General features: G+C 64.7%; 13 protein-coding genes. 1 reads left to right on the top strand and 12 read right to left on the bottom strand.

Translation table 11 applies throughout. The annotated features are described in order from the left end of the window. Position 1 precedes the first annotated feature (1 nt). From AWY79_RS16400 to AWY79_RS16350, 11 genes are all read right to left on the bottom strand, one after another. Positions 2-1,033: an extracellular solute-binding protein gene (locus AWY79_RS16400; protein ID WP_066806289.1), complete on the bottom strand. Its 1,032-nt coding sequence runs from the start codon at positions 1,031-1,033 to the stop codon at positions 2-4. Next, positions 1,030-1,797, bottom strand: coding sequence for a spermidine/putrescine ABC transporter permease PotC (potC, locus tag AWY79_RS16395; protein WP_066806287.1), 768 nt, complete (start codon positions 1,795-1,797; stop codon positions 1,030-1,032). Before potC ends, AWY79_RS16400 begins: the two co-directional genes overlap by 4 nt. Further along, positions 1,794-2,648 (bottom strand): spermidine/putrescine ABC transporter permease PotB, encoded by an 855-nt coding sequence (gene potB / locus AWY79_RS16390; protein ID WP_066806285.1) that lies wholly within the window; start codon positions 2,646-2,648, stop codon positions 1,794-1,796. Before potB ends, potC begins: the two co-directional genes overlap by 4 nt. Continuing rightward, positions 2,638-3,756 (bottom strand): spermidine/putrescine ABC transporter ATP-binding protein PotA, encoded by a 1,119-nt coding sequence (potA, locus tag AWY79_RS16385; RefSeq protein WP_066806283.1) that lies wholly within the window; start codon positions 3,754-3,756, stop codon positions 2,638-2,640. Before potA ends, potB begins: the two co-directional genes overlap by 11 nt. Continuing rightward, positions 3,757-4,869 carry an acyltransferase family protein gene (locus tag AWY79_RS16380; protein ID WP_066806281.1) on the bottom strand — a complete coding sequence of 371 codons (1,113 nt, stop codon included), beginning with the start codon at positions 4,867-4,869 and terminating at the stop codon, positions 3,757-3,759. An 86-nt stretch (positions 4,870-4,955) separates the two neighbouring features. Continuing rightward, entirely contained in the window at positions 4,956-5,597 is a 642-nt protein-coding gene (locus AWY79_RS16375) for an SET domain-containing protein (protein ID WP_066806279.1), read from the bottom strand. 58 nt (positions 5,598-5,655) lie between these two features. Next, entirely contained in the window at positions 5,656-5,928 is a 273-nt protein-coding gene (locus AWY79_RS16370; protein WP_066806277.1) for a hypothetical protein, read from the bottom strand. Between the two features lie 15 nt (positions 5,929-5,943). Further along, positions 5,944-6,507 carry a GNAT family N-acetyltransferase gene (locus AWY79_RS16365; protein ID WP_066806276.1) on the bottom strand — a complete coding sequence of 188 codons (564 nt, stop codon included), beginning with the start codon at positions 6,505-6,507 and terminating at the stop codon, positions 5,944-5,946. A 17-nt stretch (positions 6,508-6,524) separates the two neighbouring features. Continuing rightward, entirely contained in the window at positions 6,525-6,875 is a 351-nt protein-coding gene (locus tag AWY79_RS16360; protein WP_066806275.1) for a hypothetical protein, read from the bottom strand. 3 nt (positions 6,876-6,878) lie between these two features. Then, positions 6,879-7,151 (bottom strand): hypothetical protein, encoded by a 273-nt coding sequence (locus tag AWY79_RS16355; RefSeq protein WP_066806274.1) that lies wholly within the window; start codon positions 7,149-7,151, stop codon positions 6,879-6,881. 269 nt (positions 7,152-7,420) lie between these two features. Continuing rightward, on the bottom strand, positions 7,421-8,824 hold the full coding sequence (locus AWY79_RS16350) for a sigma-54 interaction domain-containing protein (RefSeq protein WP_066806272.1): 1,404 nt from the start codon (positions 8,822-8,824) through the stop codon (positions 7,421-7,423). A gap of 907 nt (positions 8,825-9,731) precedes the next feature. Here AWY79_RS16350 and AWY79_RS19465 point away from each other — a divergent pair. Continuing rightward, positions 9,732-10,037: an RHS repeat domain-containing protein gene (locus tag AWY79_RS19465; RefSeq protein WP_066806270.1), complete on the top strand. Its 306-nt coding sequence runs from the start codon at positions 9,732-9,734 to the stop codon at positions 10,035-10,037. Positions 10,038-10,256: 219 nt separating this feature from the next. Here the strand turns inward: AWY79_RS19465 and glgP are convergent, their stop codons facing one another. After that, complete coding sequence (gene glgP, locus AWY79_RS16340) at positions 10,257-14,498, bottom strand: alpha-glucan family phosphorylase (RefSeq protein WP_066806268.1); 4,242 nt, start codon at positions 14,496-14,498, stop codon at positions 10,257-10,259.

The following is a 14,498-nucleotide window of genomic DNA, read 5'->3' as shown; positions in this document are numbered from 1 at the left end:
GCTATTCGGCGCCCTTGAGCCTGACCCAGTATTCCTCGTACGTGTTCATGGCCTCGCCGATGTCGTCCAGGAACTCGCCGCGGGCGGCGATGGCCTCGGAGGGGTAGACGATGTCGTTGGTGCGCACGTCCTCGGGGATGAACTCGGAGGCCTTGGCGTTGGGAGTGGAGTAGCCCATCTCGGTGGAGATGGCGGCGGCCACGTCAGGGCGCAGCAGGTAGTTCAGGAAGGCGTGGGCCTCATCCAGGTTCTTGGCGCCCTTGGGGATGCACAGGGAGTCCAGCCACAGGGAGTAGCCCTCGGCGGGATAGATGTATTTGATCTCCGGGTTCTCCTGGTTGGCCACGAAGGCCTCGCCGTTCCAGACCACGCCCACGGAGACCTCGCCGGAGAGCAGGGCCTGCTTGGGGGAGTCCGAGTCGAAGACGCGCACGGCCGGGATCAGGCTCTTGAGCTTTTCAAAGGCCTGCTCCAGGTGCGCCGGGTCGGTGTCGTTCAGGGAGTAGCCCAGGGTCTTGAGCGCGATGGTGAAGACCTCGCGCACGTCGTTGGGCAGCAGCAGATGGCCCTTGAGCGCCGGGTTCCAAAGGTCCTCGAAGGAGGTCACCGCCTTGCCCTCTTCGGTGGCGGTGTTCACGGCGATGGCCGTGGAGCCCCACATGTAGGGCACGGAGAAGGTGTTGTCCGGGTCAAAGGGCTGGTCCGTGAACTTCTTGGCCAGGTTGGCGAAGTTGGTCAGCTTGGACTTGTCCAGCGGCAGGAGCATGTCCTGGCGGCGCATGAGGCCCACGTAGTCCGAGGAGGGGACGATCAGGTCGTATCCCTCGCCCGCCAGCTTGATCTTGGCGTACATGGCCTCGTTGCTGTCGTAGTTGGAAATGTTGACCTTGATGCCGGTCTCCTTGGTGAAGTTCTCCACCACCTCGTCCGGGATGTATTCGGACCAGATGTAGAGATACAGCTCCCCTCCGCCGGCAAAGGCCGGAACGGAACAGAGCAGGGTCAGGATGATGGCGAGCACGGTTTTTTTCATGATTTCTCCTTGAGCAAACGCCGGGACAGGACAACGGCGGTTACGGTTATGGCGATCATCACCACGCTGAGTGCGTTCACGTCCGGCTTGATGCCGAGACGAACCATTGAATAGATCCGCAGGGGCAGGACCTCGTAGGTCGGCCCTGTGGTGAAAAAACTGACGATGACGTCGTCGAGCGACAGGGTGAAGCTGAGCAGCCAGGCCGCCACCAGGCCGGGGGCGGCCATGGGCAGGACGATGCGCCGGAAGACCTGGTACTCGGTGGCCCCCAGGTCGCGGGCGGCCTCGACCACCGTGGGGTCGAACCCCTCGAATCGTGAATAGACCGTGGCCGCCGCGAACGGCATGCACAGGGTGACGTGGCCCATGAGCAGGGTCCAGAACCCGAGCGCAAGCCCCGCACCCAGGAACAGGACCAGCAGCGAGATGCCGATGACGATGTCCGGGGACATCATCATCACGAACAGCCCGCCGAAGACCGCCTTGCGCCCCTTGAACCGGTACTGGTGGAGCATGAACGCGGCCAGGGTGCCCAGGGCCAGGGCCACGGTGGCCGAGACCACGGCTATGGTCATGGAGCGCAGGGCCGCGTCCAGCAGGGTGGCGTTGCCGATGAGCTTGCCGTACCACTGCAGGGTGAACCCCTTCCAGGCCAGGGAGTACTTGGAGGCGTTGAAGGAATAGACCGCGATGACCACCAGGGGCAGGTACAGGAAGGCGAAGACCAGCGCGGCATAGGCCGCCTTGACGATCCGGTTCATATCCGCACCTTCCTTCCGGCCCGTCGCACGCTTCGGTAATAGAGGAAGAGCATGACGCCCATGATCACGGTCATGGCGATGGACGCGGCCGCGCCCAGCGGGATGTTGCGGGAGACCAGGAACTGGTCGCGGATATAGTTGCCGAGGAGCATGGTCTTGGCCCCGCCCAGGATGTCCGGGATGTAGAACATGCCCAGCGCGGGCAGGAAGACCAGCATGCAGCCGGACACGATGCCCGGCATGGTCAGCGGGATGGTGATCTTGCGGAAGGTGTTCCAGCGGCTCGCGCCCAGGTCGCGGGACGCCTCCAGCAGCCGCAGGTCGAGCTTCTCCACCGCGGCGTAGAGGGGCAGGATCATGAACGGCAGCAGGGTGTAGATCAGGCCGATGAACACCGCGGTCTGGGTGTACATGAGCTTGATGGGCGCGTCCACGACCCCCAGGAACAGGAGCAGGCGGTTGATGACGCCGTCCGCCTTGAGCACGGCAACCAGGGCGTAGGTCCTGATGAGCGTGTTGGTCCAGAACGGGATCATGACCAGCAGGAGCAGGGTCTTGGTGTACCGCTTGCCCGCGCGGGCCACGATGTAGGCGAAGGGATAGCCGATGACCAGGCAGAGCAGGGTGGCCGTGGCCGCCATGAGCATGGACTGGATGAGCATGGACCCCAGGGCGGGCTCCAGCAGCTCCAGGTAGCTGCCGAGGGAGAACACCGGTTCGATGAGGTTGTCGGGGTGGCGCTTGAGAAAGCTGACCCCCAGGAGCATGAGCGAGGGGACGGCCCCGAACAGGACCATCCATCCGAGCACGCCGCCGATGACCAGCCGCTTGAACAGGTTGTTATCCCTCATAGGGCAGGACCACCTCCCAGCCTTCGAACCAGCCCACGGCCACGCGGTCGCCGGCATGGAAGTAGAGGGTCTCGCTGTCCTCGTCGAAAAATTCGGTGACCAGGATGTGCTTGCCGTCGTCCAGGGTGATGTCCACGTCGTAGGTGGCCCCCCGGTAATAGGTGCGGTCCACGCTGCCCGTGAGCAGCGCCTTGGCGAACTTGTCGGCCAGGTCCGGGGACTCCTCCAGATCCTTCATGACCTCCACGCGGAAGTCCTCGGGCCGGAGCAGGACGTGGACGCGGTCTCCGGGGGTGAACTCCCGCCGCGCCTTGACCAGCACGGACGCGCCCTCCACGTCGGCCATGTAGCTCTGGCCCCGGTGGCCGGTGATGGTCCCGTCCAGGACGTTGATCTCGCCCACGAAGCGGGCCACGTACAGGTTGGCCGGTTCCTCGTAGATTTCGCGCGGGGAGCCGACCTGCTCGATGCGGCCGTCGTTCATGACCACCACGCGGTCGGACATGGTGAACGCCTCCTCCTGGTCGTGGGTGACCAGGACAAAGGTGATCCCCAGGGTCTGCTGGAGTTCCTTCAGCTCCTTCTGCATCTGCTTGCGCAGCCGGTAGTCCAGGGCGGACAGCGGCTCGTCCAGGAGCAGCACACGGGGCTTGTTGACGATGGCGCGGGCGATGGCCACTCGCTGCTGCTGTCCGCCGGAGAGCTCCTTGGGCCTGCGGGAGCCCATGTTCTCCAGGCGCACCAGCTTGAGGGCTTCGTGCACGGTGCGCTCGGTCTCGGCCTCGGACTTGCCCGCGATGCGCAGGCCGAAGGCCACGTTGTCGAAGACGTTCATGTGCGGGAACAGGGCGTAACTCTGGAACACGGTGTTCACGGCCCTGGATTCCGGGGGAACCCCGGTCACCGTGCGCCCGTCGATCATGACCGTGCCCAGGTCGCAGTCCTCGAACCCGCCGAGGATGCGCAGGATCGTGGTCTTGCCGCAGCCGGACGGGCCGAGCAGGGTGATGAACTCCCCGTCCTCGATGGCCAGGGAGAAATTTTCGACGGCATACTCTCCGTCGAAGGTCTTGGTGACGTTGTCTATGGTGACGACAGGTTGTGCCATTTAACTCCTCTGGGAGAGCATGCGCCTGGTGAGCCGCCGGGGATGGGGAACGGGCTGAAGGACAGCCTCCCCGACCGGGGCGAGCGGCGCGTGGCGCCGGCGCAGTTTTGTTTTCAGGGTCTCGATGCCCGAGTTGAACAGGAAGTGGACCGCCAGGGCAGCCGCCAGCCCCGCGATCAGGATGTGCCATCCCTCAGGCGCATCCTCATAGGCTTCGAACAGGGCGATTACGGAGTAATGCAGTAGGTAGAACGGGTAGCTGACCTTGCCCGTGAGCCGGTCGAAGTCTAACCGTTTGAAGGCCCGAAAGACAAGCGGAAGTACGCACAGGGTGGCTCCGGGCAGAAAAAAGGGCTGCCACGCCTTGTCCACCGCATCGGCGGTGAAGATCAGCCCGACGAGCAGGATGAACAGGAAATAGTCCAGGAGATGCGGGTCCGGCGACAGCCTGCGGTGGACCCGGTAGGCCAGGACGCCGCCGCAGAACAGCCAGAATTCCAAGGGGAAGAACCGCTTGTAGAAGGCCACCTCGGCCACCGGGGAGAGCATGATCCCGATCTTCAGGGCCAGGCTGGCCAGCCCCAGGGCGGCCACCGTGCGGGTGCGCATCCGGACCATGAACGGCGCCAGGGCGTAGAAGGTCAGCTCCAGGGACAGGGACCAGCCCTGGATGAGCGGAGCGTCGGACCACAGGGCCGTGCGGCTGGAGGTCACGAACTGCAACCCGCCCTCCGGGGCGCGGGCAAGGCTGAAGAGCAGCTCCTGGCCGAAGGTGGTGGCCGAGGTCCAGGCCATGACCAGGAACGCGGCCGGGTCGGACAGGATACCCTTGAGCGTCGCCCGGTTGGTCATTGAGTGCACGTCCAGGCTGGTCAGCAGGCCGAGGCTGACGGCCAGGGCCAGGACGTATATGGGATACAGGGTCAGGAACCGGCTCAGGTAGAAGTCGCGGGCCGTGCGGTAGGAGCGGTCCAGGATCAGGGCCATGTAGAAGCCGGAGATGGCGAAGAACGTCAGCACGGCCTCATGGCCGTTGACGATGGGTGCGCCCTCCAGGGTGGGGAAATGCGAGTTGAAGACCGCGAACGCGAGAAGCAGACGAATGATGCCCATGATCTCCCCCTTCCTTCATCCGTGCAGGGCGGATGCCCTGAGGCGGAACGCGGTCCGTGCAAAGACCGGCGCGCCGCCCTTGCCGTTCAGCCGTGCAGTCCGGCGACGGGCTTGGGGTTGCCGGGGAGGACCGAAGACGCGTCCATGGGCCGGTCGCGGCGCAGGGAGCGCACCGAGACGTAGGGCTGCGTACCGCTCAGAAAGGCCCGCAGCCGTTGCCTGGTGACGGGGTCCATGTGGGGGAGCAGCGGCTGGGGCACGTCGGCGCCCTTGGACAGCGCTTCGCGGATGGCCTCGTCCCAGAGGTCGCCGTAGCGGTCCAGGTCGTCCGGCCGAAGCCGGCCCCGGCAGCGCGTGCAGCCGCAGGCCAGGGGGATTTCGCGCCCCAGGTCGTACAGGCCGTATTCCTCGCTGATCTCCTGCCCCTTCCAGATATCGCGGACGGCCACGGCGAATCCGTACGCCGTGGCCATGGTGTTGCAATCGCAACGGTGGTTGACGTAGCGCGCATTGTCGCGGCCGAGGAAGCGCACCCCGTTCTCGTCGGCGGCCATGGGTTTGCCCCAGGCGTTTGACGGGACGATCCGGTTGGCGGCGCGCCCGGCAAAGGCCAGGTCCAGCGCGTCCCGGACGTAGACCACGGTCCCCCTGGGAATATCCGCCGTGGCAAAGGCCCCGTATCCCATGGCGGGGTTGACGTAGCGCGCTTCGGTCTTGGGGTGCATCATGACGGTTTACCGCTCCCCGCGGGGCGGGGCATTGGCGGGACTGAAGCGCCTGGAGGCGCTACCAGTCCTCGTCGGTATCGTAGTCGATCTCGTCTTCGAGGGTGTAGTTGCGCACCTTGATGCGCAGTTCGTCCTCGTTCTCCACGACGATGCCCTCGGCGGTGACCCACCGGTCGATGTACTCGATCAGGCTCTCGCCGTTTTCATCGGGCTCGACGATGAATTCCTCCTCTCCGTCCACGAGCAGCACGACGCCGGACACGGTATCGTTGTCCCAATCCAGGGGAAGTATCTGCCCGAACAGGGAATCTTCGTAAACGTCAGCAGCCATGTCTTCCTCCTGCACCTATTGATACTGATTGTCCGCCTCTTCGGCGTCGATGTTGAACCGGTAGACCAATCCGCCCTCCATGGGGATGAACTGCTTGCAGAAGCGCTGCTGCTGCGAGAAGTCGTTGGCCTCGTAAAAGAGACGGGCGTTTTCAAAGGCCCGCCCGGCCCCGGTTTCGAGAAAAATTCGCTTTCCCTTTTCCTCGGCGACCCGTCGGATCATCTCCGCCACCAGGGCCGAGCCGATACCCAGCCTGCGGAATTCCGGGTCCACGGTGATGCCGTAGAGCTCGTGGTCTCCCGGCCAGTGCCGGATCGGGCCGTAGCAGACAAAGCCGATGATCCGGTCCGCGCCCTCCTGGTCTATGCGGGCCAGCAGGAACGTCTGCATCTCCTCGCCGTTGCCGTAGGCGCAGTCCCAGGCCATGTCCTCGGCGGACATCATGGCGTCGGCGGAGAACAGGCCGCTGGAGCCGGCCATGTTCAGGATGGTCTCCACGTCGTCCGGGGAGATGCCGGCGGAGATGCGGACTTCCCACATCTCCTCGCGGGGTTCTTCTTCTCTGGTGGTGGTGTCCATAATGGTGTCCGGGGTCGTCAGCAGCGGGCGACGGTTCGGGCGGTTCGGCCGTCCGGGACGAGGTTCATGGAATAGTTCATCGACGAAGTGTCGCTGATGACCTCGATGGACAGGACGTCGATGGCGTCGATGCCCAGGGTGTTGGTGGCCGTACCGACGACTTCGCAGGTCTTGCCCGCCAGGGCGTCGTCAGTGACGCCGAGCAACAGATAGTCGGTGTTGCCGTCCTTGATGACCAGCCCGAAGTCGGTGTTTACCACCAGCCCCCAGACGGTGACCGTGTTTCCCTGCTGGGCCGCGGCCGGGCCGGGCAGGGCGGGGGTGACGAGAATCAGTGCCAGCAACAGGGGAATCAGTTTTTTAACCATGGGTTATCCTGAGATGTTGGTTTCTATGGGAGTGAAGCTTTCCACGATCATGGACTCCACGCCCCGTTCCTTCCTGACCACGCCGGTGAACATCGCTTCGTTCCTGGAAAGGGAAAGGAGGCTCGGGAGACTCTTGAAGTTCTCCACGAGGATCTCCCGCTCGTCCTTGCAGGCGATCAGCACCTCGGTCACCCGGTACTGATCGTCCCACTGCTGCGGAACGACCATTCCCCGGACCGTGACGGTGTTGGGTCGATGTTGTTTTTCGTGCGACATGGCTCCTCTCAACCGGTCGGTTTTGAAGGAACTGGGAAAGCATGGAGTGTGCCAAATTCATATCTATCTGAAATTACGAAAGAAGTGTCATCAGTGCCCCGAGTGTGGTCGGAACTTTTAGTTCTGATTCAAACAAAAAGGGCTTCAAAAGGGGTGCAAAGGGGAATCATTCGCATGATTTTGGGCAGATTCTATGACAAAATTATTTTGTATTCATGGATGTTATATAAATACGAGAACTAAAAGTTCCGATAGGACCTGAAGAGGAATCAGGAATTCCTCTTTTTGCGGAATTCCTTCTTGTCCAGGGAGTGGCGGCTCATCAATTTCGAGAGTTGGCGGGTGGTCACGCCCGCGCGCTGGGCCGCGTCCTTGATGACCCCGCCGCACTGCTCCAGGAGGCTCGACAGGTACTGGCGCTCGAACTTGTCCACGGTGATGCGCCGGGCCTCCTTGAGCGGCAGGCTGGTCTTCACCGGGGAGGTGACCACCTCGCCCTGGGTGTCCAGCAGGTCCGGGGGAAAGCTCTCGGGCTGGAGCACGTCGCCGGTCTCCAGGATGCACGCCCGCTCGATGACGTTCTCCAGCTCGCGCACGTTGCCCGGCCATTCGTATTCCAGCAGGGTGTCCAGGACGTGCGGATGGATGCCCTTGACCTCGGTGTTCAGCAGCCCGTTGAACTGCTGGATGAACGCCTCGGACAGGCGGGGGATGTCCTCGCGCCGTTCGCGCAGGGGCGGGATGCGGATGGGAAAGACGTTCAGCCGGTAGAACAGGTCGCGCCGGAACTTGCCGCGCTCGCACAGGTCATTCATGTCCTCGTTGGTGGCCGCGATGATGCGCACGTCCACCGGGACGTCCGTTTCGCCGCCCACGCGCTGGATCATGCGTTCCTGGATGACGTTCAGCAGCTTGACCTGCACCGACTGCGAGACCGTGCCGATCTCGTCCAGGAAGATGGTCCCGCCGTGGGCCAACTCGAACTTGCCGAGCTTGCGCCGGACCGCGCCCGTGAACGCGCCCTTTTCGTGGCCGAACAGCTCGCTCTCCACCAGGGTGTCCGGGATGGCCCCGCAGTGGACCGAGATGAACGGCTGGCTCTTGCGGTTGGAGTGGGCGTGGATCAGCTTGGCGATGAGCGACTTGCCCGTGCCGGTCTCGCCGGTCAGGAGCACCGTGGTCCGCGTCCCGGCCACCTGCCGGATCTTCACGAACACGTCCCGCATGGCCTTGCTTCGCGTGTCCACGTATTCCAGCGAGTCCTCGTTCCAGAATTGGCCGCGCAGGTAGTCCAGCTCGGACTGGAGCACGTCCGATTCGCGCACCTTGTCCGCGATCAGGTCGAACTCCGCCTTCTCGATGGGGTGGGTCAGGTAGTCGAAGGCCCCGGCCTTGACCGCGTTCACGGCCAGCCCGGTCTGCTCCTCGCCCGCCATGACCACGATGGCCGCCGACGGATACTGCGCCCACAGGGAGCTCAGCGCCTTGGCCACGGACCGGTTCCTGGCCAGCAGGGATTCCACGTCCACGAACAGGGTATCCACGTCGCGGTCGGGCGCGCCGGCGTCCGGCACGGCGACCGGTTCGGCCCGGACTTCCTGTTCCCGGCCAAGCAGGCCGCCGATCTCCTCGGACCGGCTCCCGTCTCGGGTGATGACAAGCATTTTACGCATGCGGACAACGTCTCCAAACCCCCTTGTACTGCGTCCCCCCGCCCCATGACAATGGATATTTGGGCGGGGGGCGCCTTCCGAGAGCGGGCCATCCGCACATTTTCCCTGGGGGGCTTTCATCCTCACGTAGAAGGCTATCGCTGCTGTCGTCATCTCTAAGACCGAGCAAGCTCGGCCTAAGAGCTGACGCACGCTGCGGTGAAAGCCCCCCGGAAGTACCTAAGGCATAAGATCTTGTACGGCTCGAAGACTCGCCTACAATTCACTTAAAAAAGCACGGCTGACCCACTCTCGACAAATCCGCAGGACAGCGGATTTGGACGTTGCGGTCTTTCCGCAACGCCCCGAAGGGGTGAGCCCCAGGACGGGGCGAATCAAAGCCTGGTGCGAGCGCGGGGTAAGAGCCGCTGTCGGGTGGCTGCGCCACCCGAATCGCTCCATTCAGGAGAGAAATGCCAACCCTGTCCGTCGTACATTGGAGCGCTTTGGGGCGCAGCCCCAGCAGCGGCTCTCCTGCCCGCCATTCCGTCCGAAGCTTCTCCCCTGGAACGTCTTTGAGGCGTAGCCTCAAACAGTGGCTTTCATACTCCGCCATGCCTTACGAAGGCCCTTCTTCCTTCGCTCTTAGTACCGCCAAGCCGCACGCAGCGAGCCCTGTTCTGGCCGCCTAGAAGCCGACCGCGAAGGGGCGGCGGCTCCGTTCCCGTGGCCCGGAGGTATTCCATATAAGGGGTGCTCTCGCGGAGACTGTCCCTATACTTTTGATCAGATGGAGCCGCCCCGAGCGGATCGGATTCTCAGCGGCCAAACTTCGGGCGGTGGGCTACCCCCCAAAGCATTTTTCTTTGGTTCTTTCTTTTTTGCTTTGGAAAAAGAAAGAACCCCGCCGGGAGGGCTCCAAAAAAACATGGAGGAGCGCCAGCGACGGCTCTCCCACAACCAGTTCGGCTCCCTGCGCTTGGTTGTTGACATGCACGACAATGTGATAAAGGAAATCGTGTACGACCCGTTCGGCGGGATCATCGAGGACACCAGCCCGGGCTTCCGCATCCCGCTCGGCTTCGCGGGCGGCCTGCACGAACGGGATTTGGGTTTCGTGCGCTTCGGCTGGAGAGATTACGACGTCAAAACCGGCAGATGGGCCGCGCCCGACCCCATAGGGGAGAAGGGCGGCGACCCGGACTGGTTGGGTATTGTTTGGATGACCCGGTGAACGGCGTGAACCCGGCGGGGTTGGCGACCGTTCCCATTCCCCACTCTGAAAGCGATCCGCATTTCACGCCCGCACGGTTTTAAGCGGAGCGAGCGATAAAACGTTCCGGAAGGGGGGGCAGGGGGAAACCTCTCTCAAGAGGTTTCCCCCTGGCCGATCGCCGCTGTCCTCATCCGCAAGGCTCGAAGACTCGCCGGCGGCTGAGGCCCGAAGGCTCTCCTAGCTCCACCGGATGAGCCGGGCCTCGCACTTGTTGGCCAGGCCGGGGTGGGCCGGGATGACGCGCACGCCGTAGCGCATGGGGCCGGGTTCGGTGGGGATGTATTTGACCCGGTAGGTCAGGACCGGCCCTTCGGAGTGCCGCAGCTCCATGGGCATGCAGGCCACCACGGTCTGCTCGTCCGGGGTGCAGGCCACGAATTCCACGAGCAGCTCCTTGTCTTCGAGCTGTCCCCGATCCACCTTTGCCTTGACCGTGAGCTTGGTTCCGAGCCGGAACACGTCGCCGGTGATGCCCTCCACGTTGACCTCCTTGATGGTCACGGTGGAGAACCGGCCGGGGATGCGGGTGCGCCATTCCCCGATGCGCTGGGCGAGATCGTAGTTGTTCTTCTCGCGCAGGGCGGCCAGCTCGATGGCGGGCAGGTACATGTCGTCGATGTAGTCCCGGACCATGCGGTGGGTGCCGTACTGGACAAAGGCGGTGCGCATGGACTCCTTCATCCGCCTCAGCCAGGCGTGGGGCACGCCGTCGCCGCCCCGGTCGTAGAACTCCGGGGCCACCTCGGATTCGAGGGTGGCGTAGAGGTTGTCGGCGTCCACGATGTCCTGGTTGACCTGGCTCTCGTAGACCAGGCCGGAGCCCACGGCCCAGCCGTTGGTGCCGTCGAAGGCCTCGTCCCACCAGCCGTCGAGGATGGAGCAGTTGGGCACGCCGTTGACCGCGGCCTTCATGCCGCTGGTGCCGCTGGCCTCCATGAGCCGGGTGGGGTTGTTCAGCCAGACGTCCGCGCCGGACACGAGCAGCCGGGCCAGCCGGATGTCGTAGCTCTCCAGGAAGATGACTCGGCCCAGAAAGTCGTCCTGCTTGGCCAACCGGCAGATGAGGTTGATGTAGCTCGCGCCCATGGTGTCCGCCGGGTGGGACTTGCCCGCGAATATGATGTTCACGGGCCGGTCCGGGTTGGTCAGGATTTCCCGGATGCGCTGGAGGTTGTGGAAGATCAGGGTGGGCCGCTTGTAGGCGGTGCAGCGCCGGGCGAAGACCAGGGTCAGATGGTCCGGGTTCAGGGCGCGCAGGAAGGCGTGCAGCCGGTTGGGCGGCTCGCCCTCGCGGGTCCACTGGTTGGAGATGGACCGGCGCACCTCGTCGTACAACCGGTGCTTGAGGGCCACGTGGGAATCCCACAGCCGCCGGTCGTCCAGGCCGTGCAGGCAGTCCCAGTCGCCCTGGTCGAGGAGTTCGCGGTGCACGGACAGGCCGCACGTCTCCTCGATGTCGCGGCGCAGCCGCTCGTCCAGCCAGGAGGTCAGGTGCACGCCGTTGGTCACGTGGCCCACCGGGATCTCGCCCAGGATGAAGCCGCGCCACAGGTCCATCCACATGCGCCGGGACACGTCGCCGTGCAACCGGCTGACGCCGTTGCGCTTGCAGGAGAGCTGGAGGGCGAGCACGGTCATGTTCAGGTGGTCCGCCTCCTCGGAGTAGATGTGGCCGAGGTTCCACAGCCCGTCCCAGGGCACGCCCATCTCGTCGGCGTACCCCCGGAAGTAGTTCTCCACCAGGGACTTTTCGAACCGCTCGTTGCCCGCGGGCACCGGGGTGTGCATGGTGAATACCGTGGTCCCCCGGACGATCTCCTTGGCCGTGGCGAAGTTCACGCCGTCCAGGATCATGAGATGGCGGATGCGCTCGAAGAGCAGGAAGGCGGAGTGCCCCTCGTTGAGGTGGTAGACGGACGGGTTGACGCCCAGGGCGGTGAGCAGCCGCACGCCGCCCACGCCGAGGATGATCTCCTGCTCGATGCGGCCCTTGGAGGTCGGGTCGTAGAGCCGGGAGGTGATGTCCCGGTCCGAGCGGGAGTTCTCGACCACGTCGGTGTCCAGCAGGTAGAGCCTGGCCCGGCCCACGTGGACCTCCCATATCTGGGCGAACACGGTCCGGCCCGGCAGGTTCACGGTGACCATGATCTTCTCGCCGTCGGCCCCCTGGACCTGGGTGATGGGCATGGTCGCGAAGTCGTTCTCGTGGTATTCGACCACCTGGTCCCCGTTGCCGTTGATGCGCTGGTGGAAGAAGCCGTTCTTGTAGAGCAGGGAGATGCCCACGAAGGGCAGGTTCAGGTCGCTGGCGGACTTGATGTGGTCGCCGGAGAGCAGCCCCAGGCCGCCGGAATAGACCGGGATGGACTCGTGCAGGCCGAACTCCATGGAGAAGTAGGCGATGGGGTTCTTCCAGGTGATGCCGCGCACGTCCGCGCCCGCGCTCTCGGCCATGTAGGCGTCGAAGCGCTCCAGGATGGACCGGAAGCGGCCCATGAATTCGTTGTTGTCGGCCAGCTCCTCCAGCCGGTCGCGGTGCATGGTGTCCAGGAACAGGACCGGGTTGTGCCCGCTGGCCTCCCACTTGTCCGCGTCCATCCATTCGAACAGCTCCTGGGAGTCTCGGTGCCAGACCCACCAGAGGTTCTCGGCCAGCTCGCGCAGCCGGGCCAGCTGCTCGGGCAGCTCGGTGACCACGGTGAAGGACCGGAGCCTCGGCTGGGTGGTGTTGACGCCGGAGAAGCTGATCTCCCGGCCGGGCGAGGCGACCATGCGCTGCACGCCCGCGATGCGCTCGGCGCGGCTGTCGGCGGCGGCCTCGTAGGCCTCGATGTAGCGGGGGTAGAAGTGGACCCAGGTGGCCTCCTCGGCAATGGCCCGCGCCTCCCGGCTGCGGGACTCGCGCTCCTCGGCGGGCCAGCGGGTGAAGTCGGACAGGAACCGGGTCAGGTTTTCGCGGGCGGTCTCGTAGTCGTCCTCAAGCCGGTTGAGGACGTGGACGCCGGGATGCCCGTCGGGGTGCTTCTCCATGACCCACTGGCCGAAACCGGCGCGGTCCGAGGTCACGGTGGGCACGGCAAAGGCCGCGCTCTCCATGGGGGTGTAGCCCCACGGCTCGTAGAAGGAGGGGAAGACCGTCAGGTCCATGCCCGCCAGGGCGTCGTAGTATTCGAGGTTGAGCACGCCGTCGTTGCCGTCCAGGTAGACCGGGATGAAGATGACGCAGCAGCGGTTCTCCGGGGCGTTGTCCAGGTCCCGCTCGCGGCACTTGAGGACCACCGGGTCGCGGTCGGCGTCGCCCAGGTGGTGGGTGGAGATGCCCGCGTATTTCTCGATGTCGTAGCGCTCCTGCTTGAGCCTGCGGCGCGCCTCGTCGCTGAAGCCCGCGTAGCCGCAGGAGACCAGCAGGAAGGCCACCACGGTGACGTCGCCGCCCTCCTTGGCCAGGGCCTCGTCCAGATCGCCCAGGCCGTCCAGGAGCAGGTCGATGCCCTTGTTGTGGAATTCGTACCGCCCGCTGGTGGCCACCAGCAGGGTCTTGTCCGGGTCGAGGTCGCGGGCCAGGAAGTTGGCGGCCAGGTCCAGGAGCTGCTTGCGCGAGCTTTTTCTGGTCTTGGCCACGGCGCCCGGCTCGGCGAACCCCTTGAGGTTGAAGCCGTTGACCGTGACCACGGACGGGTTGGTGCCGAGCAGGTTGGACGCCTCCATCCGGGTGATGTTGGAGACCGTGGTGAAACAGTCCGCCTCGCGCGCCGAGACCGACTCCATGGAGTGCTTGGCCGTGACCCCGAACGCCTTGGCCTGCTGGGACGGTTCGATCTCCTCCAGCTGGCTGTATATGTCCACGCCCGCGCCGGACATGGCCCGGCCGAGCATGGTGGCGTGGGTGGTCAGCACCGTGCTGACGCCGGGGGCGTGTTTCTTCAGGTGAAGCACGCCCGCGCCGGACATCCACTCGTGGAAATGGGCGAAGACGGCCGCCTCGTCCTCCACGTCCTCGGCGATCTCCTTGATGGCCATGGCCGCGGCCGTGGAATAGAGGACCGGCTCGATGTAGTCCCAGCCGCCCGCCATGGAGTCCACGCCGTAGTCGTTCCAGAGCTGGAAGAGCAGCTTGTCGTGGGCCGGAAAGGCGTTGCGGAACCCGATGAGCAGGACCCAGGGCTGGCCGGGGATGTCCCAGCGCCCGGTGGCGGTCTCCACGCCCCACGCCTTGAGCCGCTCCAGGGCCGGGCGGATGTCCTCCGGCGGGTCGCACGGCTTGAAGCCGGGGTTGCGGTCGAGCAGCGGGCCGATGGCCACGTAGCGCCCGTCGAAGGCGGCCATGGCCTGGGCGGCCTTGCTGCTGATGACGGTGTAAATCCCGCCCACCTTGTTGCACACTTCCCAGGAAACTTCGAACAGCCAGCTCGTATCCAT

The organism is Pseudodesulfovibrio indicus (genome assembly GCF_001563225.1).
Lineage (GTDB): Bacteria > Desulfobacterota > Desulfovibrionia > Desulfovibrionales > Desulfovibrionaceae > Pseudodesulfovibrio > Pseudodesulfovibrio indicus.
Note: the sequence above shows the minus strand (reverse complement) of the source record. Positions and strands in the feature narration are given on the sequence as shown.